Source organism: Rhodococcoides navarretei (genome assembly GCF_038069675.1).
Lineage (GTDB): Bacteria > Actinomycetota > Actinomycetes > Mycobacteriales > Mycobacteriaceae > Rhodococcoides > Rhodococcoides navarretei.
The window spans coordinates 1,517,048-1,537,134 of sequence record NZ_JBBPCN010000001.1 but is presented as its reverse complement, the minus strand read 5'-3'; the positions used below and the strand labels follow the sequence as shown (position 1 = coordinate 1,537,134).

The following is a 20,087-nucleotide window of genomic DNA, read 5'->3' as shown; positions in this document are numbered from 1 at the left end:
CAATGCACATGCCCGCGGAGGTCGCCACCGAGATCGACGAAGGCGGTGGCTCTCGACCCGACGTCGTGTGGATCGACAACGGCGTACTGCGCCTCGGGTTCGTCCCCGCACTGGGTGGGCGCTTGCTCTCGATGCGCCTGCGAGGGCAGGAGTTGTTGTGGCGGAACGCGTCTCTGCTCGATGACGCATTGCATCCGGTCGGGTCACATGTCCCCGAACCCGTGTCCGGCGCGATGAGCCTGTGGAACAACTACGGCGGCGACAAGACATGGCCGGCACCGCAGGGCTGGTCGGCGTCGACCGAATGGGCGGGACCGCCGGACCCCGTACTGGATTCCGGCTACTACGACTGGACCGTCGACCGCACCGACAAGTCGACAACCGTGACCATGACCAGCGGCCACGACCCACGGACCGGCCTCACCGTCACGCGCGCGTTCTGCGTGACCCGCGGGCAGAGCGCCTACGACGTGCACCTGTGCGCGCAGAACACCTCCGAGAACAACGTGCGATGGGCGCTGTGGAATGTCACCCAGCGCGCGGGCGGCGAACCCGGGTCCGGCGGTGTGGACATCGGCATCGAGCCTGGTGATCACCGAACAGTCGAGTTGGCCGTCGGCACCGCCGCACCGCGAGTGGACGCTCTGGGCACCGACCGACTGCACGTGGCGCACCAGGACGTCGTCGGCAAGGTCGGTGTACCCGGAGCCAGCGGATGGTTGGCGCACAGCGCTTTCGGCACCACCGCGACCCAGACGTTCACCGTCGACCCGACTGCCGAGTACCCGGACCAGGGCTCGCGGGTCGAGGTCTGGATGGAGCACCCCCTCACCCACCCGATCACCCACCTGGGTGGCCTGCACCCCAGTGCTCGCATCGTGGAGATCGAACTGCTCGGCCCCTCGACCGCATTGGCACCGGGTGATCGCACCGACTACCGCTACCGCAGTGGCGTCTCCGAAGGTTCGGGCGACGTCCGCGCCGTCACTTCGGTCGGACACTGGGAAGGCGACGACCGCTTCTGCAGCTACATCTCCGGCGACCTGGTCGTCGACGGTGAGGCCGTGACATTTGCTCGGGCGGGCGATGCTCTTACCATCGCGGTTGTCGGTGATGTGATGCTGCGGGACCACACGGGAACCGACTACGACGTGACCCCGGCACGGAAGGACACTCCATGACACGCACCGTTCTCATCACCGGCGCGGCCGGCGGTATCGGTGCCGCGACGGCGCGTCGGATGGCGGCATCGGGGTGGTCCGTCGCGTTGTTGGATCTCGACGATCGAGTCGATGAGGTTGCAGCAGAGATCAAGTCGGCAGGTGGGCGAGCTCTCGCGTTCGTCGGCGATGTCACGTCCGAGAACGATTGGAACGATGCGCTGGAGCAGGTGCACGTCGGACTCGGTCCCGTCGACGCCCTCGTGAGCAACGCACTCGCCACCGATCGGGTGGCGCTGCACGAGATGACGCTGGCCTCGTGGCAACGGCAACTGGACGTCAACCTGACCGGAACGTTTCTGGGTGTCCGGGCATGCTTGGCCGACCTGCGGCGAGATCGCCGAGGCTCGATCGTTCTCGTCTCCTCGGTGCACGCCAACTTCGGGCTCCCCGCCGTCCCTGCCTACGCGGCGACCAAGGCCGGGCTGACGGGTCTCACCCGCCAGCTCGCGACCGAATACGGTGGCGAGGTCCGGGTGAACTGTCTGCTGCCCGGACCGGTGCTGACCGCGCAGTGGGACGGGATCTCGGATGCAGACCGCGCAGCCAGTGCGGCCCAAACCGCGACCGGCCGACTCGGACAACCGGACGAGGTGGCGGCGCCGATCGAATTTCTGCTCGGCGACCAGGCGTCGTTCATCACCGGAACCACTCTCGTCGTCGACGGCGGGTGGAGTATCACCAAGAATTCGGCATGAGCGACAGTACCGATGGCGTGAAGGGGATCGCATGACGGGCTACACAGGACGCGGATTGCACGGCACCACAGTCGAACTGCTCGGCTCACGCATCGTGGACGGCACCATCACCCCTGGTGAGACCCTCGACCTCCGCGCTCTGGGCTCGGAGATGGACCTGTCGATGACCGCGCTACGGGAGGCCATCAAGGTGCTTGCCGCGAAGGGTTTGCTCGATTCTCGGCAGCGACGCGGCACCTTCGTCCGTGACCGGGCCGCATGGAATGTGCTGGACAGTGACGTCATCCGGTGGCGGCATGCCGCGGGCGATGCGGCGGCAATGCTCACCGAGCTGGCCGAGGTTCGCGCCATCATCGAACCGTCGGCGGCAGGCCTCGCTGCGCTGCGCCGCACCGACGACGATCTCGCCGACTTCGAGGCAGCGCTCGACAACATGGAGGCAGCGTCATCGGCCGGTGCAGACCAGGCGGCCGCGGCCGACCTTGCCTGGCACGCGATACTGCTGCGCGCGGCCCACAACGAAATGCTCGCCAGCATGAGCATCTTCGTAGAACCGGCCTTGATGGTTCGAGACTCGTTGGTGCACAACCACACCGAAGACAACCCGGTTCCCAGCCACCGCGCCGTCGTCGACGCCATCAGAGCGAGCGATGCGGCCGGTGCGGTCGAGCTGACCCGTGCGCTTCTCGACAAGTCCGTCGACGACCTGTCGCGCGTGCTCGAACTGATCAACAGCAAGGACCACGAGTGAAGATCACTGCAATCGACACGTTTGCTGTCGCACCCCGCTGGCTGTTCTGCCGCGTCGAGACCGATGCCGGCATCGTCGGGTGGGGTGAGCCCGTCGTCGAGGGCCGCGCCGACACGGTACGCGCCGCTGTTCGAGAGCTGGCCGAGCTCCTCATCGGCCGCGATCCCCGCACCGTCGAAGCGCACTGGCAGGTGATGACGAAAGGCGGCTTCTATCGCGGCGGACCGGTACTGTCCAGCGCAGTCGCCGGACTGGACCAGGCACTGTGGGACATCCTCGGCAAATCGCTCGGTGTGCCCGTCCATCAGCTGCTCGGCGGCGCGGTGCGCGACCGAGTCCGCGTATACGGATGGATCGGCGGCGACGAACCGGCCGAGGTGGCCGACGCTGCCCAGGCTCAGATCGAGAACGGGCTGACTGCGCTGAAGATGAACGCGTGCGGCCGTCTGAGCCGTCTCGCCACCGCAGCCGAGCTCGATGGTGTGGTGGAGCGTGTCTCGCAGGTTCGTGCGGCGATCGGCGACGGCAACGACGTGGCGATCGACTTCCACGGCAGGGTCGGTGTCGCGGACGCGCGGCGACTGCTGCCGATGTTGGAGCCGCTCCGGCCGCTGTTCGTCGAGGAACCGGTGCTCCCGGAATTCGCGCACCGACTCCGAGACATCGTGTCCAGCAGCAGTGTTCCGATCGGCACCGGCGAACGGTTGTTCTCACGCGCGGAGTTCTTGCCCGTCCTCGAAGCCGGCGTGACCGTCGTTCAACCCGACATCTCCCATGCGGGCGGCATCTCCGAGGTGCGGCGCATCGCCACGCTCGCCGACACTTTCGGGGCTCTGCTGGCACCACACTGCCCACTCGGTCCGATCGCGTTGGCGGCGAGTTTGCAAGTCGCGTTCGCAACGCCGAACTTCCTGCTGCAGGAGCAGTCCATCGGCATTCACTACAACGAAGGCAGCGCGGAACTGCTCGACTATGTGCTCGACCGGTCGCCTTTCACCTTCGTCGACGGTCACGTCGAGCGTTGGACCGCAGCAGGTTTGGGCATCGAAGTCGACGAAGACGCTGTACGTCGCGCAGATGCCGTTGCCGAGAGCTGGCACGGCCCGATCTGGCACCACCCGGATGGTTCGTTCGCCGAATGGTGACGAGCTCTACAGAAACGAGAACTTCCATGACCCTGTTGGACGACCTTCGCGAGCACCGATTGCTCGGCATCATCCGCGGTACCGACGCCGCAGCGTCCATCGACACCGCCCTCGCCCTCGCCGACGAAGGGGTCCGCCTCTTCGAGGTGTCACTGACGTCGGCCGACGCACTGCGGGTCATCGAGACTGTTGCCGCTCGCCTCGACGGGAAGGTTCAGCTCGGGGCCGGCACAGTGATCGACCCGGCGGACGTGGCGCGGGTACGAGACGCCGGCGCGACCTACGTCGTCACCCCCGCCGTCGCACCGTCGGTCGAAGTTGCTGTCGCCGGCGGTATTCCGGTGCTGTGTGGCGCACTGACACCGACGGAAGTGGTCACGGCCGTCGGCCTCGGCGTCGACGGCGTCAAGATCTTCCCGGCGTCGGTCTTCGGACCGCAGTACTTCAAAGATCTGCGGGCACCGTTTCCGGATGTGCCGCTCATCCCGGTCGGCGGGGTCGGGGCCGACGCAATCGCGGCGTACTTCGCCAACGGGGCCACTGCTGTCGGCGTCGCCAGTCCGCTGTGTGGCGACGCTCCGAACGGTGGCGATCTCGGCGAACTTCGCGAACGCGCGCGTGCGTTTCTCGACGCTGTTCGAACCGACCGATGACTGCCGACCTCGACGTCGTGACCATCGGTGAGTCGATGGTGGCAGTTCGGTGTGCAGGCCTGATCAAGTTCGGTGGCGCAGCGACCGTCGCGATGGCCGGGGCAGAGACCAACGTCGCCATCGGTCTCGCTCGGCTCGGCCATCGAGTCCGCTGGGCCGGACGGGTGGGTGCCGACGAATCCGGCGAACTGATCCTCCGCACACTGCGAGCCGAGAACGTGTTGACGGACAGCGTGGTTCGCGATCCCGATCACGCCACCGGGCTGGTGATGTTCGAGCAGCGCCTGCCCGACGTCACCCGCGTCGAATACCACCGCGCAGGCTCGGCCGGATCCCGGCTCACCCCTGCCGACGCCGATGCTGCGTTGACCGAGTCGCCTCGCATCCTCCACCTCACCGGCATCACGCCCGCTCTGTCGACGGATGCCGCCGCCGCGATCGAGACCGCTGTGCGGCGGGCCCGCGCCGACGGTGTGATCGTGTCGTTCGACGTCAACTTCCGGTCCCGGCTGTGGGACCTGGATTCAGCGGCCGCGGTGCTGCGTCCGCTCGTTCGTGCTTCACACATCGTGATCGCGTCCGAGGACGAATTGAAGCTCGTCGCAACGCATCCGGACGAACTGCTCGACGCCGGGGTGCACGAGGTCGTCATCAAGAGAGGGGCCGACGGTGCCGCCGTCCACACCCGCGATGGCGTCGACGAAGCGCCCGGCCACCGAGTGACAGTCGTCGATTCCATCGGAGCGGGCGACGCTTTCACCGCGGGATACCTGTCCGGTCGCCTCGACGGGCTGTCCATCACAGAACGACTCGCTCGAGCGAACACATTGGGAGCGTTCGCAGTATCGAGCCGCGGCGACTGGGAGGGGTTGCCCACACGCGGCGAGCTCGATCTGATCACCACCGAATCCGGAGCGGCGCTGCGATGACTCTCGTGGGTGAATGGGCACCGCTGTCCGATGCGCGATACGAATTGGGCGAAGGAGCAAGAGCCTCGGACGCCGGATTCGTGTTCGTCGACCTGCTGTCCGGCGCGTTGGTTATAGATGATGGCTCGGTGCTGCACGACCTGGACGTACCGCTCGGGGCGGTCGCACCACGGCCGGGTGGAGGATGGATTGCCGCTGCGGGCAACGGGATCGCGTTCCTGGACCGGTCCGGCGGCGAGGTCGAGTGGGTTGCCGACCTGCTGGTCGACGCACTGGTGCCGATGCGCATGAACGACGGGGTCGCCGATCCGCACGGCCGATTCTGGGCAGGTGCCATGCCGTACGGAGACCATCCCGGTACCGGGTTCCTCGTGCGCGTCGACGTCGACGGCAGCACTCATCGCGTCCTCGACGGACTGACAATTCCGAACGGTCCGGCCTTCTCCGCGGACGGATCCGTCATGTATCTGGCGGAGAGCACGGCCGGAGTGATCACCCGGTACGACGTGGCCGACGACGGCAGTCTCCTTGCCCCAACAGTTTTCGCCGAAATCGGTGACGCCAATCCGGATGGAATGACCGTCGACGCCGACGGGTGCCTCTGGTCAGCGCTGTGGGGTGGGCATCGTCTTCATCGGTATGCGCCAGACGGGGAACTCGTGGACGTCGTTCCGGTCCCTGCCTCTCAACCGACCAGCATCGCCTTCGGCTCGGGGCGCATTCTGGTGACCAGTGCTACGACCGGCCTCGACGAGCCGGGTCCTTGGGACGGCGCGACCTTGATTACGTCCACCACCGTAGGCGGTGTGCCGACCGCGATGTTCGGCGGTTGACCTACCCGACCGCGGTGCCCTCGAGTTCGACCAGCAAACTGGGGATCGCGAGCCGAGTGACACCGAGCAGGGTGCTGGTCGGCTTGACGCCCGCCGCACCCAGTCGCGCTGCCAAGTCGCCGTAGTGCGGCAGCAACGCGTCGACATCGGTGGTGTAGACGTTGAGCCGGACGAGGTTTGCCAAGGACATATTCGCTTCGGCAAGAACGGCTTCCAGGTTGTCGAGGCACAGGGACAACTGCGCGCCCATGTCGTCGGGGTGCTGAGGTGAGCCGTCGTCGCCCGTCGCTGTCTGGCCGGAGAGATAGAGTGTCCGAGCCTGCCCCGAGACGATCTCCCCCTGGTTGAATCCCATGTCCACCGACCATCGCACCGGGTTGACTGCCGTTCGTTCCATCGCGGCGCGCTCCATTCGACCGTTCGGGTGTGTGTGTGCACCGCCGAGCCTTGCATGGAATCCCGACATCGTCGGCGTTATAGGCCCATACGGTCTCGCGTACTAACGGCGTTCAGTCGACATCCACCTGATCAGCGAGCCTCATCCAGACGAGGCTCCATGACGAAGTCGTCGAGATCGGCCCGCCTCGTCATCTCCCAGTAGTCGACGATGCGCCACGGAAGCGTCGAGACCACGCGTCCGGCGTTGTTGCGGTACCAGTTGTCCATGCCGCCGTGCGACCAGATCATTTTGGCGTGCGCCTCGTCGTGCTTGCGAACATACTCCGTCTCCACGTCCGCCTTGCACTCGATGGCTCCGATTCGCTTGTCCACCATGTCGATCAGCACATCGACGATGTAGCGCACCTGGCATTCGGCGATGGTGATGTAGCTCCCCCCGTGACCCAATACCGTGCCGGGACCGCAGGTGATGAAGAGGTTCGGGAAGTCCGGGACGGTGATGCCGAGGTACGCGTGCGCATCTTCGGGACCCCAGATATCGCGGATGGACTCCCCCGATCGTCCGCGCACGTCGATCGGCGTCAGCAGCTTGTGGGTCTCGAAGCCCGTCGCGAGGATCACCACATCGACCTCGGTCCCCGAACCGTTCTGCGCCACAACCGAGTTAGCGGTGATGGACGAGACGGCGTCGGCGATGAGGGTGACGTTGTCGCGCTTGAGCGCGGCGTACCAGCCGTTGTCGAGGAGCATCCGCTTACCGAAGGGCGGGTAATCGGGAAGCGACTTCTCGATCAGGTCGGGGCGGCCGTCGAGTTCACGTTCGATGTAGCGGGTGAACACCCGTCGGTGGGCGTCGTTCGCCGGGTTGATCGAGCGCTGCGGATGCTCCCACCCGGGATCGACCTGCAGCGAGCTGTGCACCCGATCGTTGAAGTTCCAGGCCAGCCGGGTTCGGTACCAAAGCCGGTACAGCGGAACGACATCCATCAGGTAGTTGGCGTCGTCGCCCATCTCGGCGAAGTACACATCGCTCGACGACACCCACTGCGGCGAACGCTGAAACACCGTCGCATGCCCCACCGTCGACGCGATGGCCGGCAGCACCTGCATGGCGCTGGCCCCGGTTCCGACGATGGCGACGCGCTTACCGGTCAGATCCAGATCGGCCGGCCAGTTCGCCGTGTGGAAGATCGGTCCGTCGAACGACTCGAGCCCGGGAATGTGGGGCACCTTCGGCCGATTGAGCTGACCGGTAGCGGTGATCACCACATCGGCGGTCAGGATCTCGCCATCCATCGTCGTGACGGTCCAGCCCTGCCGCTGCGCGTCGTACTCGGCGGTCGCCACCTCGGTGTCGAAGCGAATCCGTTGCCGCAGATCATGTTCGGAGGCGACATCGCTGAGGTACTGCCACACCTCGTCTCGCTTGCCGAAGTGCGTGCTCCAGGCCCGCGGCGCAAAGGAGTAGGAGTACAGGTGACTGGGGGTGTCGACGCCCGCACCGGGGTAGGTGTTCTCGAACCAGCCGCCGCCCACGTCGGAGTTCTTCTCGAGCACTGTGTGATTGATGCCCGCCTCGTGCAGCTTGATGGCCGCGAGCATCCCGGAGACGCCGGCACCGATCACGATGACCGACAGATCGTTCGGAGCCGCCACCTGAGTGTCCGCGGCGGTGAAGCCCATGTCCTCGGCGACCATCACGCCGAACTCGGGAGGAACCTGCTCGCCGACGGCCACGCTGATCATCTCGACGAGATGCTCCGAATCGGGCGAGGGCACCGCCATGGGCGCACCGTCGTGGAACGCGCAGATCGCGTCGAGCGCTGCGGCGCGGATGCGGTCGGCAACTGCGTCGTCGAATCCGCCGGTGTCGTTGTTGTCCATGCCTCGACTACGCGTGGGGCGATATGGGTCAGTGAGCCACGTGCGATCGCCGGTTAACTGATAGAGCACCGCCACCAGCGTGGGCAGGTTGGCTGCGGTGAGAGCCCGCGAGAGCCGATCCCGATTAACCCCACCCACGGTTTCCGCTGCCGTTGATGCGTCTGTGGACACCGGTACCTCCTGTTGTGAGCTGCTCAATCCGACTTCGACAGCTCAACTAACCATGGTTAGGCAATTTGGCGCAAGGGATTCGTGATCTCGAAATTCGCAGCATTTGAACTCTTGACAATGTGGCCCACGCCACACGATGCTTCATGGCACTACCTAACAGCGGACAGGCGAAGGGAAACACCCATGGAACTCACCGAGGCGATGCGCACCACCGGCACCTGCAGGCGGTACCTCAGCGATCCTGTTCCCGACGAGGTGTTCAAGGCCGCGTTCGACGTCGCCCGCTTCGGCCCGCAGGGCGGCAACCGTCAGCCCGTGCGGTGGATCGTCGTGCGCGACGCCGCCCGCAAGCAGGCCCTCGCCGACCTCTACCTCCCTATGTGGGACGCCTACTTCGCCGGCATCACCGGCGGAACCGTCGCCGTCGGGGCACTGCCCAAGACCGTGCAGGACGCCGACTACTTCGCCCGCCACCTTCACGAGGTGCCCGCCATCGTGGTGGTCTGCGCCGCACTGGACGGACTGCACCCCACCGACCACGAACTCGGCCGACTCTCCGTCGTCGGCGGCGCGTCCATCTACCCCACCGTGCAGAACCTGTGCTTGAGCCTGCGCGATCAGGGCGTCGCGACCGCGGTGACGACGTTGCTGTGCCACGAAGAACCGGCCATTCGCGAACTGCTCGGCATCCCGGACGACTACATCACCGCGGCGCACATCGCCGTCGGGTATCCGGAGAAGTCGTTCCCACGCAAACTCACCCGTGATCCGGTGGAGCAGATCGTTGCGGCAGAGACGTTCTCGCAGCCGATGTTCGACTCCGCTGCCCTCTCGCCTGCACTGTAAAACCACAGCTTCTGAAGGAGTCCGCCGTGCCCGGTACTGCCATCCACCACCGCTCCCCCATCGGCCGCGCCACCATCGGCGATCAACTTCGTCGCCATGCGCGGACTCAGCCGAACAAGGTTGCGTTCATCAGCTACGCAGCGGACGGCACCCGCGAGGTCACCACGTACGGCGAACTGGATTCTCGCGCAAACCAGTTCGCCAACCTGCTGGTCGATCTCGGAGTGACTTCGGGCGACCGCGTCGCATCGATGGCTCGTAACAGCGTCGACGTGGTGGTGGCGTATTACGGAACACTCAAAGCCGGTGCGGCCTTCACCGGCATCAACGTGATGTATCGCGCGGCCGAGGTGAAGCACCAACTCGAGCACGCGGAACCGACTGTGGTGGTGGCCGATCCGGCCTACGCCGAGATCATCTCCTCGGTGAAGCCGGACACCACCACCCTGGTGACGTTCGGCCCCGAATACGCCGCACTGACGACCAACACCCCGTCCACCGAGCCGGACGTCGACATGGACGAGAACGACGTCGCGATGGTCATCTACACCTCCGGAACCGAAGCCGCCCCCAAGGGCGTCATGATTCCGCACCGCAACTTCCTCATCTCCACCGCGCCTGCGTGGAGCTGGGGCCTGCGCACCGGACCAGAGGACACCTGGCTGTTCGTCATGCCGTTCCACACCATCGCCGGACTCGGCTCGATGACCACGCTGACGCTGATGGGTGCCACCCTCGTCCTGCCCGCGACGGTCGACCCGGCTCAATCACTGCGCATCATCGCCGCCGAGAAGATCTCCGTCATCGCGCAGACGCCGACGTTCTATCTGGCCTTGGCCCGTGACGAGCAGTTCGGGCCCGAGTCCGTGAGCCAGGTCCGACGCTGCCTCACCTACGGTGGCCAGGTGTCACCGCACACGATCAGCGCCTGGGCCGCCGCGGCACCCGAGGCCATCTGGGGCACCTACTGGGGACAGTCGGAACTCTCGCAGCTCGGCTCGGTCGGCTGGTTCTCGACACTCGACGACATCCCCGACGGCGACGCGTCGTGGATCGGCAAGCCCGTCACCCATCTCGAGATCAAGGTGGTCGACCCCGCGGGCAACGAGAGCGAGATCGGTGAATTGCTCTGCCGCACTCCGTCGGTGATGCTCGGCTACTTCAAGGACCCCGAGCGCACCGCCGAGGTGTTCCGAGACGGCTGGGTACATACTGGCGACATGGTGCGCATCGACACCGACGGCAACCTGTTCTTCTACGATCGGATGAAGGACATGATCAAGTCGGGAGGGATGAACGTGTCGTCGCAGGAAGTGGAACGCACCATCCACACGCACCCGGACGTGCTGCGTGCCGCCGTCGTCGGAGTTCCCGACCCGTACTGGTCCGAGGCCGTGACCGCCTTCGTCATCGCGCGCGACGGGGTGACCGCCGACCCAGCCGCGATCATCGAGTTCTGCCGCACCGAGTTGGCGTCGTACAAGGCCCCGAAATCGGTACACATCGTGGCCGAGCTACCCGTCGACCCGCAGGGCAAGATCCTCAAGCGTGAACTGCGACTGCTGGCGGCGGTCGAGGAAACCGTATGACGCAGCCATCCGAGGTCACCGCTCTCCCCCGACAGCAACGCACTCGCCAACGGCGAGACGACATCGTCGCCAATGCCGCCGATATCTTTGCGCGTGAGGGCTACTCGAAAGTCGGGATGCGCGATATCGCCGACGCCGTCGGTATCAAGGGTGCCAGCCTCTACCACCATTTTCCGTCCAAGGAAGACATCCTCTTCGCGATCTGTCTGACGGTCACACAGGAACCGGCCGAGGAGAACCTGCCGCTGCTCGACGCGGCCGGAACACCTACCGAACGCCTGTCGTCTCTGGTGCGTGCGCACCTGGTGCATCTCAATCGGCGACGGGTGGAATACATCGTCGGCCTGCACGAATTGGCTTCTCTCACCCCGGAGCACCGCACTGTCATCGAGGATTACCGCCGCCAGTACCAACGACGCGTCCGCGACGTGATCACCGCCGGAATGCGCAGTGGTGAATTCACCGTTCCGGATGCGCGGCTGGCGTCGTTTGCTCTGACCGACATGCTCAACGGCATCAGCAACTGGTTCCACGACGGCGGCGAGCTGAGCATCGAGGACGTCGCCGACAACTACGTCGAACTAGCCGTTCACCGCATTCTGGGGGCATCACATGGCAATTGACGGTCACTGCGACGCAAGATTCTCGGGCGTGCGCGAGAAGTTGGCGTCCAACCTCGACAGCGGAGCGGAACTCGGCGCGTCCATCGTGGTCGACATCGACGGCCACACCGCCGTCGACCTCTGGGGCGGGTATCGCGACACCGAGCGCCGCCTGCCCTGGGAGTCGGACACGATCACCAACGTGTGGTCGACGACCAAGATGGTGACGTGCCTGGCGGCGTTGATGCTCATCGACCGCGGCGTGCTCGATCCCGACGCGCCGGTCGCGACGTACTGGCCCGAGTTCGCAGCCGCAGGCAAGGAGAACATCGCGGTCCGGAACCTGCTGTCGCACACTTCCGGAGTGTCGGGATGGGACCGGCCGTTCAGTGAAGAAGACCTCTACGACTGGGACCTCTCGACCTCACGTCTGGCCGAGCAAGCTCCGTGGTGGGACTCGCGCACGACGTCGGGGTATCACGCAGCCAGTCAGGGGCACCTGATCGGCGAAGTAGTGCGCCGCGTCACCGAAAAGCCGTTGCGGCAGTTCGTGGCCAACGAGATTGCCGGACCTCTCGGTGCCGACTTCCAGATCGGTGCCGCCGAGGCCGACTGGAATCGAATCGCCGACGTCGTTCCGCCGCCCCCGCCGACCGATGATGCCGTGCCCGATCCGACGATGGTGCGTCGTAGGACCTTTCTCGGACCGTTGGTGCAGGCCTCGTCCGCGAACACCGCGGCGTGGCGTGCCGCGGACATGGGTGCACTGAACGGGCATGGCAACGCACGGTCGGTTGCAAGGGTCCTGTCGGTCGTCTCCCGAGGCGGAACCGTCGACGGCGTACGTCTGCTGAGCCCGGAGACGATCGACGCGATCTTCGAGGAGCAGTCCAACGGAGTCGATCTAGCGCTGGGCATTCCGTTGCGCTTCGGCCTGGGTTTTGCTCTGCCGCAACAGGAATCGATGCCCTACATCCCCGACGGCAAAATCTGCTTCTGGGGTGGCTGGGGCGGATCGCTCACCGTTCTGCACCCGGAATCGAAGGTGACCATCTCGTACGTGATGAACCGAATGGGTCCCGGCATCATCGGTTCGGAGCGAGCCGAGCACTACGTGCGCGCGGTGTACGACGCCATCGGTTGACCACACTCAGCGGGTCCAGGGGGTGCCTGCTGAAGGTGAGACGGCATCGCGTCCACACCGCTCTTCTCAATCGATGTCGAGGATGATCTTCCCGTAGGCGGTACGCGCAGCCAACTCCTCGTGAGCCTCCCCTGCGCGATCCAAGGGATAACGCGAGTTGATGCGCGGGCGCAGCACCCCCTTGCCGACAAGATCGAGCACAGTACGCATTTCGTCACGCGTCTGGGTATGCGAGGAGATGTACGAGATCTGGCGGCGGAAGAACTCGATGATGTCGAACTCGACGACCTCCCCCGCGTGAGCACCGATCGACACCAGACGGCCGTACGGGCGCAGCATGAACATCGACTCGGTGAAGGCTGTCCCTCCCACGCCGTCGAAGACCAGCTCGACCCCTCGGCCTCCGGTGATCTCGTCGACGGCGGTGCGCACGTTGGTCGTCGTGTAATTGATGACGTGATCGGCACCGTCAGCGGTCGCCTGAGCCAACTTGTCGTCTCGGCTGGCTGTACCGATCACGGTCGCGCCGGCAGCCTTGCATATCTGCAGTGCAGCCGAAGCAACGCCACCCCCGATCGAATGGATCAGCACGGTCTCTCCCAGCTTCAGCTCGGCGCGGACCATGAGCGCGTGCCAGGCGGTGCCGAACGCACTGAGTGCGGCCGCCGCCTCACCGAAGTCGACGGTGTCGGGAAGGGTCAGGCAATGGTCGGCGGGTGTCGAGATCTTCTGCGCGTACGTGCCCGGTATGTGCTCGCCGAGCAGTGTGCGGTTGACGCAGATGTTCTCCATGCCCCGTTGACACCACTCGCAGTGGCCGCAGGTGCGGATGTAGGAGACGGCTACGCGCTCGCCGATCCGAGCGGGGTCCACACCGTCACCGACAGAGGAGATAACGCCGGCACCCTCCAGGCCCAATGTGTGCGGCATCGCGAAGTCGAAACGCGAGACGCCCTCGCGCACATCGATGTCGACGTGGTTGAGCGCGGTCGCCTTCAGATCGACCACCACTTCACCGAATCCCGGAATCGGATCCGGAAGCTCCTCGATCTTCAGGACTTCGGGGCCGCCGTACTCGCGGAATACCAGGGCTTTCATATCATCTCCACTCGACGGGCACGCGGTCAGAGCACGGGAGTCCTGCCCGCAACGTCCGGTGCCTTCCGGACCGACCCACGCCCCTTCACATACCATCACGTGCTCGCGCAGGACGGTCGTGCCGGGGGAAGCCGTGCACCTCCAAGCCGACCCAATTACTGAAATCGTCGGACGAGTAGGGATTCCCCCTCCGGGCGATGAACTGACGGTCAGCGCTCGGACGGCGTCAAGAATTCGAGAACTGCCGCCATGTCCTTGGCACCGAGTCCGGACTCCAACGCCCCGTCGAGAACGGTCCCGACGGTCGTGGCCTGCGGCAGCTCGAGCCCGTGGTCGCGGGCCAGCGCGAGTCCCAGGCCTACGTCCTTGTGCAAGAGCGACAACGGGAATGCGACTCCCGCTCCTGCCGGGTCGAGGAAATGTTCCTTCTTGTAGCCCACGTACGGCGCAGCCACCGCACTCGAGCCCAACACCTCGTACAGGGCGGCCGGTGCCAAACCAGCCGACTCACCGAGAATCAGTGCTTCGGCAACGGCCTGGTTCAATGCAGCGAGAACCGAATTGACGGCAAGCTTGGCCACCGAAGCAGTACCGGCCGCACCGGTGTGGAACTGAGCGCGCGTCACTGCCTCCAGTACCGGCTTCAGGTAGGTGAACAGTTCGTCGTCGCACCCGACCATGGTCGTGATCTGCCCGGTCTCGGCCAGGCTCACACTGCCCGATACCGGGGCGTCGACCACCGCGGTGCCCGATCCTGCTGCGCGCTCGGCGAACTCGCGCACGGCGGTCGGTCCTACCGTTCCCATCACTACATGAAGGTGTTCCGCCGCACCGGCTGTCGCGATTCCGTGCTCACCGAACAGCACCTCCTCGGTCGCTGCCGCATCGGGCAACATGCTGAAGGAAATCTCGGCTCGCGCCAGATCGGCGGGCGTCGTGGCGATCGTCATTCCCAGATCGACCAGTTCAGCCGGCGCGGTATCGGGCGTCAGGTACAGGTCGTAGGCGGTGACCGTGTGGCCCGCCTCGAGGAAGCGGCGCACCATGTGGATACCCATGCGGCCGACTCCGGCGAATCCGATGTGCATTGTCTCTCCTAGCGTGGGGCGGGCCATAAAGTGTGCTCTTCGGTGTCGATCAGGACGTCGGTGCGTCGCCGACTCGCACCAGAAGCTTCTGCGCGTCACCGTTCGGATCCAGCAGCCGCTCGAATCCGTCGGCGACGATGTTCTCGACATCGATGATCTCGCTGACCACCTTCTCCACCGGGTAGCGTCCCGACGCGACCAACGCGATGATGCGCGGCCAGTCGTACACCGGGTAGCACCAGGTACCCACCAGAGTCAGGTCCTTGTTGGACATGGCCATCGGATCGATCGTCGCGGGCTTGACGTGCAGACCGACCTGCGCGACGGTTCCACCGGAGCGGACGCTGTCGAGTGCGGCCGTCAATCCGTGCTGGTGACCCGAGCATTCCGCTGCCGCGTCGACTCCGATACCGCCGGTCAGGGCCCGGACGGCGGCGGGCACATCCTGCACCGTCGGATCCAGTACCTCCGCGATACCGAATGCCTCGATCAGCGCTCGCCGCTTGGCATTCGGCTCCGAGACGATGATCTTTGCCGCACCGGACGCATGCGCATACAGAGCGGACAGGGCCCCGATCGGTCCGGCACCGGTGATGAGAATGGTGTCACCAGCGCGCAACCCGGTGCAGTCGACGCCGTAGGCGGCCACCGCTGCCGGCTCGATGAGAGCGCCCTGAACGTCACTGACGCTGTCGGGTAGCACCGCCACCTGTTGTTCCTGCACCGCAACCAGTTCGGAGATTCCTCCGCCGCCCCAACTCAGACCGGTGCAGGCCATGATCACACACAGGTGGTTCAGTCCGCGCCGACAGTAGTAGCACTTCCCGCAGCTGATGAGCGGCATCACCGAGACACGATCGCCCACGGCGACCGACTCGACGTCGGAGCCGATCTCGACCACGCGCGCCGAGAATTCGTGGCCGAACACCTGCGGCGCTTTCGCACCGGTGAGTGCGTGGGGTTCGGTGGGGATGACGATCGGACCGAAAGCGTACTCGTGCAGGTCCGTTCCGCAAATACCGCAGAAGAACGGACGAAGCAGAACCTCGCCCGGGCCGGCCTTCGGCGCCGGAACGTCTACTACCCGTACATCGTGTCGGTCGTGAAATACCGCAGCGCGCATAGCTTTCTCCTGAAGTCGAGAATCTGTGTGAAGGGTGAGGTCCTGCGTCAGACCGCGGTGATTCCGCCGTCGATGGTGACCGCGGAACCGGTCTGATAGCCGACGTCCTCGCGCAGCAGGAAGACCACCAGCTCGGCGATCTCTTCGGGAGATCCGTACCGCCGGAGCGGTGTGCCTTCGATGAACCGGTCGCGCTCGAAGTTCGGATCCTCCGGGTTGACCAGGCTTTCGGACCTCGACATCAACGGAGTGTCGACCGGGCCCGGGCAGATGCAGTTCACCCGGATACCGTGAGCCGCGGATTCGGCTGCCGCACTGCGGGTCAGCCCGAGAACGGCATGCTTGGTCACCACGTAGTCGGAGCGATCGGGAGCGCCCTTGAGGCTCAGAATGGAACCGGTGTTGACCACCGCTCCGCCCCCGGATCGACGCAGCAGCGGAAGCACGTGCTTGAGTCCGAAGAACATCCCGTTGAGGTTGACGTCGACCACCGATCGCCATTCGCTCTCGGTGGTATCGACGATCGACTTGTGCACTCCCTCGACCCCGGCGTTGTTGAAGAACAGTCGCGGTTCGCCGATCAGCTCGGTCGCGGCGTCCGCATACGCTTTCACCTGATCGTGGACGGACACGTCTGCGGCGAACGGATGGATCTCGCCCTCGGACTCCGCTGCCGTGTGCTCTGCGGCCGTCATGTTCATGTCGACGGCGAGTACCCGCGCACCCAACGACGCCAGCCGATGCGCGACCGCCCGACCGATACCGCTGCCGGCACCGGTGACGATTGCACCCTTGTTCGTGAACTGTGACTTCTCGGTCATCGCTGACCCCTCGGAAGTATTCCGGCCGCGCGGTACCTCTCGGTCTTGTCCATGAAACTCTCGAACGTGGATCGGAAGCCGAGGAAACCAGCCTTACGGCTCTTCGTCATATCGGTCAGGCACTCGATGTTGCGACCCAGGTCGCTGTCCGTATGCCACCAGGACGCCAGGCGATCCACATCCGCTTCGGCCAGATCGTGCTTCGCAGCGATCTCTACCCACACCTTCGAGGCGTCACCCATGCGCTCGTCGAGCGGCTTGGGGGCATCGGAGAACCCGACCGGTTCGACGCCGAACGCCTCCGCGATCTGCGGCCACATCCAGCGCCAGCGGAACACGTCACCGTTCGCGATGTTGAAGGCTTCGTTCTCGCCCTCGACATGTGTTGCCGCCCAGATCATCTGCTCGGCAAGAAGGTCAGCATCGGTGATGTCGGTCAAGCCGTTCCACTGGGTGTCCGAGCCGGGGAACACGAACGGCGCACCGGTCTCGCGGCAGATCTCGGCGTACACGCCCAGCGTGAGCGCCATGTTCATCGCGTTTCCCACCGCATAACCGAAGACGGTGTGAGCTCGGTGCACACTCCAGGTGAACCCTTGCTCTTCCGACGCTGCGAACAGTTCGTCTTCTTGGGTGTAGTAGAAGTTCGGGTTCGGCAGCCTGGGTTCGCTCTCGTGGAACGGAGTTTCGGCCATGACGCCGGTCGCGTAGTCGTCGAACGGGCCGAGATAGTGCTTCAGGCCGGTCATCAGCGCGACGTGACGCAGCGCGGACTTACCCTTCATGGCACCGAGGACGTTGCGGATGATGCTCCCGTTGACCTCGATGTTCTCGGCCTCCGAGTCCTGCTTCATCCAGGCCGTGATGAACACGATCTCCGGGTCGACGCCGTCGAGTGCTGCAGCCAACGACTCAGGATCGAGCAGGTTCGCCGAGACCGGCACCACGCCCTCGACCGGATTGGTCGTGCCGCGGGCCAGACCGTAGGTGGTCCACCCGGCGTCGACGAGCTGACGCGAAATCGTCTGGCCGGCAATACCGGTGGCCCCGATGACGAGCGCCGACCTGCTGGGCGCGCTCATCGGATGGCCGGATCGATGAGGACTTTGCCTTCGACCTTGCCGGTCGAGAGCTTGTCGAGTGCCGCGGGCAGATCTGCCAGTCCCACCGGCGCCTCGGCCAGCTCCTCACCGAGCGGTCCGGTGTTCAAAATATCAAGTGCAGCAGGCAGATCGGTGTCACACACGTGAGCCAAGGTGGTCTCGAGAGTGATCTCTCGGAAAACGAGCGAATGCACATCCAGCTCCGGTTTCTCTTTGGGAATTCCTACTGCGAGTACGCGGCCACCATCGGTCACCATGGTCAAGGCCGAGACCAGTTGACCGGGCGCTCCACTCGCTTCGATGACGACGTCCGGCTTCTTACCGCCCAGCGCCTCGATGATCTCCGCGCCGAGATCATCGGACGGACCGATCGTGCGATGCGCTCCGAGGCGCGTCGCACGATCGAGCCGCTTTCCTGGAAAGTCGACGACGGTGAAATCGACATCCACCAGATGCTTCAGGCCGGCGAGGACGAACGAGCCGATGGCTCCGGCACCGATGACGACGACGTTGTCACCGTCGCGGGCACCCGAGCGCCGCGCAGCGTGAATGCCGACGGCCAACGGCTGAGCGAGTCCGGCGTAGTCGACGGACAGTCCTTCGGGCAACGCTCGCAGTGTCTTCGACGGAACGCTCGCGAACTCCGCCATGCCGCCGTCGACGTTGAGTCCGAGGGTCTTGTAGGTCGCGCACTGGTTGGTACGGCCTTCCTTGCAGCGTCGGCATGTGCCACACCAGATTCCGGCCCCGGTGGCCACCAGATCTCCGACCTTGTTCTCGGAGTCGGGGTCTGCTTCGACCACCTCGCCGACGAATTCGTGGCCGAGGATCAACGGACCCTGATGCCCACTGTTGGGGTGGCGCCGCAACACCGGAAAGGTCTTGGGTCCGGCCACCCATTCCGAGGCGTCGGTACCGCAGATACCTGAGCGTAGAACGCGGACGAGCGCCTCACCCGACGCGCGTCGGGGAACCGGAACCTCCTCGACGCGGATGTCGCGCGCGCCGTAGTACACGGCCGCTTGCATGGTGTCGGGCACAATTCCTCCTGGACGAAAATTGAATGTGATGCACGCTACTTCTTGGAGTGTAGAGTAACACTGCACATGTTCAGCGCCAAGCGTGTGTGGCACGAAAACCCGTGCGGGAACGTGGAACAGCAGAATGACCGAGCAATGAGACAATCGATGCACTACGGTCCGTCCAGTGGGTGCGTACACCCAGGGCATAGGGCAATACGTTGAATGCAGAGGTGGAAGGCGACCGAAGAATGGCCGAAGAGAGCGTCGAATCGACCGAAACAGCTGTGCAGATGAACGCGCAGATGGGCCTACGCCTGCGTGGGGCGCGCGAGAAGGCGAACATGTCGCTGCGGGAGATGGCCCGTCGAGTTCACCTGTCCCCCAGCTTCATCTCTCAGGTCGAGCTCGGCCGAACGGCACCGTCGGTCGGCACGCTGTACGCCATGGTCACCGAGCTGGGCCTCTCGCTCGACTCGCTGATGGCCGAGGATGTAGCACCGCACGACCTCGAATCTCCACGTCCTACGCCCTCGGCTCGACCGACGCTCGCGGACCGAGCCGAGGTGGCCCACGCAAACGGCAGTGCGCGACCGTCCTCGGTTCAGCCGCTCCCGGAGGTCGGAGCTCTCCCCGGCCTGCAGCGCGCCGACGAACGGCCAGAGTTGTACCTCGGCGGTGTCCGTTGGGAACGCCTGACGCCGGACGACGACCCGGAGGTGGAGTTCCTCCGCGTCACGTACCCGGCGGGAACCGAATCCTGCCCCGCGGACAATCTGATGAACCACGGCGGCAAGGAGTACATCCACATCCTGTCCGGACGATTGGAGATTCAGGTCGCCTTCGCCCGCCAGGTACTCGGCCCCGGTGACAGTCTCCATTTCGACTCGTCCATTCCCCACCGACTGAGCAACCCGCACGACGAGACCTGTGTCGCAATCTGGTTCGTGGTCGGTCGGCAGAAATGACGC

General features: G+C 65.1%; 20 protein-coding genes. 12 read left to right on the top strand and 8 right to left on the bottom strand.

Annotation, left to right across the window (positions count from 1 at the left end; all coding sequences use genetic code 11):
- Nucleotides 1-2: 2 nt before the first annotated feature.
- Genes AABD04_RS07565 through AABD04_RS07535 form a run of 7 tightly spaced genes read left to right on the top strand, consistent with a single transcriptional unit; the run spans nucleotide 3 to nucleotide 6,229 of the window.
- Nucleotides 3-1,181 carry a DUF4380 domain-containing protein gene (locus AABD04_RS07565; RefSeq protein ID WP_341442985.1) on the top strand — a complete coding sequence of 393 codons (1,179 nt, stop codon included), beginning with the start codon at nucleotides 3-5 and terminating at the stop codon, nucleotides 1,179-1,181.
- Nucleotides 1,178-1,918 carry an SDR family NAD(P)-dependent oxidoreductase gene (locus AABD04_RS07560; RefSeq protein ID WP_341440722.1) on the top strand — a complete coding sequence of 247 codons (741 nt, stop codon included), beginning with the start codon at nucleotides 1,178-1,180 and terminating at the stop codon, nucleotides 1,916-1,918. Before AABD04_RS07565 ends, AABD04_RS07560 begins: the two co-directional genes overlap by 4 nt.
- 31 nt (nucleotides 1,919-1,949) lie before the next feature.
- Nucleotides 1,950-2,669: a FadR/GntR family transcriptional regulator gene (locus AABD04_RS07555; RefSeq protein ID WP_094609877.1), complete on the top strand. Its 720-nt coding sequence runs from the start codon at nucleotides 1,950-1,952 to the stop codon at nucleotides 2,667-2,669.
- Nucleotides 2,666-3,814, top strand: a complete 1,149-nt coding sequence (dgoD, locus tag AABD04_RS07550; RefSeq protein ID WP_341440721.1) for a galactonate dehydratase — start codon at nucleotides 2,666-2,668, stop codon at nucleotides 3,812-3,814. The genes AABD04_RS07555 and dgoD overlap by 4 nt, the downstream gene beginning before the upstream one ends.
- 26 nt (nucleotides 3,815-3,840) lie before the next feature.
- The gene (locus AABD04_RS07545) at nucleotides 3,841-4,467 is read left to right on the top strand and encodes a bifunctional 4-hydroxy-2-oxoglutarate aldolase/2-dehydro-3-deoxy-phosphogluconate aldolase (protein ID WP_341440720.1); all 627 of its coding nucleotides are present in this window, start codon (nucleotides 3,841-3,843) and stop codon (nucleotides 4,465-4,467) included.
- On the top strand, nucleotides 4,464-5,396 hold the full coding sequence (locus AABD04_RS07540) for a sugar kinase (protein WP_341440719.1): 933 nt from the start codon (nucleotides 4,464-4,466) through the stop codon (nucleotides 5,394-5,396). The genes AABD04_RS07545 and AABD04_RS07540 overlap by 4 nt, the downstream gene beginning before the upstream one ends.
- Entirely contained in the window at nucleotides 5,393-6,229 is an 837-nt protein-coding gene (locus AABD04_RS07535) for an SMP-30/gluconolactonase/LRE family protein (RefSeq protein WP_341440718.1), read from the top strand. Before AABD04_RS07540 ends, AABD04_RS07535 begins: the two co-directional genes overlap by 4 nt.
- A 1-nt stretch (nucleotide 6,230) precedes the next feature.
- On the opposite strand, the gene AABD04_RS07530 is transcribed toward AABD04_RS07535, so the two are convergent.
- Together AABD04_RS07530 and AABD04_RS07525 are read right to left on the bottom strand one after the other, a co-directional pair.
- Nucleotides 6,231-6,626 carry a RidA family protein gene (locus AABD04_RS07530; RefSeq protein WP_341440717.1) on the bottom strand — a complete coding sequence of 132 codons (396 nt, stop codon included), beginning with the start codon at nucleotides 6,624-6,626 and terminating at the stop codon, nucleotides 6,231-6,233.
- Nucleotides 6,627-6,757: 131 nt separating this feature from the next.
- On the bottom strand, nucleotides 6,758-8,683 hold the full coding sequence (locus tag AABD04_RS07525) for a flavin-containing monooxygenase (RefSeq protein WP_341440716.1): 1,926 nt from the start codon (nucleotides 8,681-8,683) through the stop codon (nucleotides 6,758-6,760).
- A 183-nt stretch (nucleotides 8,684-8,866) separates the two neighbouring features.
- Here AABD04_RS07525 and AABD04_RS07520 point away from each other — a divergent pair, with 183 nt between their 5' ends.
- From AABD04_RS07520 to AABD04_RS07505, 4 genes are read left to right on the top strand one after another with little or no spacing between them, the layout of a single operon-like run.
- Nucleotides 8,867-9,529: a nitroreductase family protein gene (locus AABD04_RS07520; protein WP_027497814.1), complete on the top strand. Its 663-nt coding sequence runs from the start codon at nucleotides 8,867-8,869 to the stop codon at nucleotides 9,527-9,529.
- Nucleotides 9,530-9,555: 26 nt separating this feature from the next.
- Complete coding sequence (locus tag AABD04_RS07515; protein WP_341440715.1) at nucleotides 9,556-11,118, top strand: class I adenylate-forming enzyme family protein; 1,563 nt, start codon at nucleotides 9,556-9,558, stop codon at nucleotides 11,116-11,118.
- On the top strand, nucleotides 11,115-11,741 hold the full coding sequence (locus AABD04_RS07510) for a TetR/AcrR family transcriptional regulator (RefSeq protein WP_341440714.1): 627 nt from the start codon (nucleotides 11,115-11,117) through the stop codon (nucleotides 11,739-11,741). Before AABD04_RS07515 ends, AABD04_RS07510 begins: the two co-directional genes overlap by 4 nt.
- On the top strand, nucleotides 11,731-12,864 hold the full coding sequence (locus AABD04_RS07505) for a serine hydrolase domain-containing protein (RefSeq protein WP_341440713.1): 1,134 nt from the start codon (nucleotides 11,731-11,733) through the stop codon (nucleotides 12,862-12,864). Before AABD04_RS07510 ends, AABD04_RS07505 begins: the two co-directional genes overlap by 11 nt.
- Nucleotides 12,865-12,930: 66 nt before the next feature.
- On the opposite strand, the gene AABD04_RS07500 is transcribed toward AABD04_RS07505, so the two are convergent.
- The 6 genes from AABD04_RS07500 to AABD04_RS07475 all read right to left on the bottom strand — a co-directional run bounded on the left by AABD04_RS07500 (nucleotide 12,931) and on the right by AABD04_RS07475 (nucleotide 19,137).
- The gene (locus AABD04_RS07500) at nucleotides 12,931-13,962 is read right to left on the bottom strand and encodes a zinc-binding dehydrogenase (RefSeq protein ID WP_341440712.1); all 1,032 of its coding nucleotides are present in this window, start codon (nucleotides 13,960-13,962) and stop codon (nucleotides 12,931-12,933) included.
- A 209-nt stretch (nucleotides 13,963-14,171) separates the two neighbouring features.
- Complete coding sequence (locus tag AABD04_RS07495) at nucleotides 14,172-15,050, bottom strand: NAD(P)-dependent oxidoreductase (protein ID WP_341440711.1); 879 nt, start codon at nucleotides 15,048-15,050, stop codon at nucleotides 14,172-14,174.
- 49 nt (nucleotides 15,051-15,099) lie between these two features.
- Nucleotides 15,100-16,173 carry a 2,3-butanediol dehydrogenase gene (locus tag AABD04_RS07490; RefSeq protein WP_341440710.1) on the bottom strand — a complete coding sequence of 358 codons (1,074 nt, stop codon included), beginning with the start codon at nucleotides 16,171-16,173 and terminating at the stop codon, nucleotides 15,100-15,102.
- Between the two features lie 47 nt (nucleotides 16,174-16,220).
- Nucleotides 16,221-16,994 (bottom strand): SDR family NAD(P)-dependent oxidoreductase, encoded by a 774-nt coding sequence (locus AABD04_RS07485; RefSeq protein ID WP_341440709.1) that lies wholly within the window; start codon nucleotides 16,992-16,994, stop codon nucleotides 16,221-16,223.
- Nucleotides 16,991-18,076 (bottom strand): SDR family oxidoreductase, encoded by a 1,086-nt coding sequence (locus tag AABD04_RS07480; protein WP_341440708.1) that lies wholly within the window; start codon nucleotides 18,074-18,076, stop codon nucleotides 16,991-16,993. Before AABD04_RS07480 ends, AABD04_RS07485 begins: the two co-directional genes overlap by 4 nt.
- Nucleotides 18,073-19,137, bottom strand: coding sequence for a zinc-dependent alcohol dehydrogenase (locus AABD04_RS07475; RefSeq protein ID WP_341440707.1), 1,065 nt, complete (start codon nucleotides 19,135-19,137; stop codon nucleotides 18,073-18,075). Before AABD04_RS07475 ends, AABD04_RS07480 begins: the two co-directional genes overlap by 4 nt.
- 230 nt (nucleotides 19,138-19,367) lie before the next feature.
- On the opposite strand from AABD04_RS07475, the gene AABD04_RS07470 reads away from it, so the two are divergent.
- Complete coding sequence (locus tag AABD04_RS07470; RefSeq protein WP_341440706.1) at nucleotides 19,368-20,084, top strand: helix-turn-helix domain-containing protein; 717 nt, start codon at nucleotides 19,368-19,370, stop codon at nucleotides 20,082-20,084.
- The last annotated feature ends 3 nt before the right edge of the window (nucleotides 20,085-20,087 follow it).

Excerpts from the sequence above, each read along its gene's own strand:
- AABD04_RS07540 (WP_341440719.1), top strand. The coding sequence starts at position 4,464 with ATGACTGCCGACCTCGACGTCGTGACCATCGGTGAGTCGATGGTGGCA.
- AABD04_RS07485 (WP_341440709.1), bottom strand. The coding sequence starts at position 16,994 with ATGACCGAGAAGTCACAGTTCACGAACAAGGGTGCAATCGTCACCGGT.
- AABD04_RS07535 (WP_341440718.1), top strand. The coding sequence starts at position 5,393 with ATGACTCTCGTGGGTGAATGGGCACCGCTGTCCGATGCGCGATACGAA.
- AABD04_RS07565 (WP_341442985.1), top strand. The coding sequence starts at position 3 with ATGCACATGCCCGCGGAGGTCGCCACCGAGATCGACGAAGGCGGTGGC.
- AABD04_RS07470 (WP_341440706.1), top strand. The coding sequence starts at position 19,368 with ATGGCCGAAGAGAGCGTCGAATCGACCGAAACAGCTGTGCAGATGAAC.
- AABD04_RS07560 (WP_341440722.1), top strand. The coding sequence starts at position 1,178 with ATGACACGCACCGTTCTCATCACCGGCGCGGCCGGCGGTATCGGTGCC.
- AABD04_RS07530 (WP_341440717.1), bottom strand. The coding sequence starts at position 6,626 with ATGGAACGAACGGCAGTCAACCCGGTGCGATGGTCGGTGGACATGGGA.
- AABD04_RS07500 (WP_341440712.1), bottom strand. The coding sequence starts at position 13,962 with ATGAAAGCCCTGGTATTCCGCGAGTACGGCGGCCCCGAAGTCCTGAAG.
- AABD04_RS07545 (WP_341440720.1), top strand. The coding sequence starts at position 3,841 with ATGACCCTGTTGGACGACCTTCGCGAGCACCGATTGCTCGGCATCATC.
- AABD04_RS07520 (WP_027497814.1), top strand. The coding sequence starts at position 8,867 with ATGGAACTCACCGAGGCGATGCGCACCACCGGCACCTGCAGGCGGTAC.
- AABD04_RS07490 (WP_341440710.1), bottom strand. The coding sequence starts at position 16,173 with ATGCGCGCTGCGGTATTTCACGACCGACACGATGTACGGGTAGTAGAC.
- AABD04_RS07480 (WP_341440708.1), bottom strand. The coding sequence starts at position 18,076 with ATGAGCGCGCCCAGCAGGTCGGCGCTCGTCATCGGGGCCACCGGTATT.
- AABD04_RS07555 (WP_094609877.1), top strand. The coding sequence starts at position 1,950 with ATGACGGGCTACACAGGACGCGGATTGCACGGCACCACAGTCGAACTG.
- AABD04_RS07495 (WP_341440711.1), bottom strand. The coding sequence starts at position 15,050 with ATGCACATCGGATTCGCCGGAGTCGGCCGCATGGGTATCCACATGGTG.
- AABD04_RS07510 (WP_341440714.1), top strand. The coding sequence starts at position 11,115 with ATGACGCAGCCATCCGAGGTCACCGCTCTCCCCCGACAGCAACGCACT.
- AABD04_RS07505 (WP_341440713.1), top strand. The coding sequence starts at position 11,731 with ATGGCAATTGACGGTCACTGCGACGCAAGATTCTCGGGCGTGCGCGAG.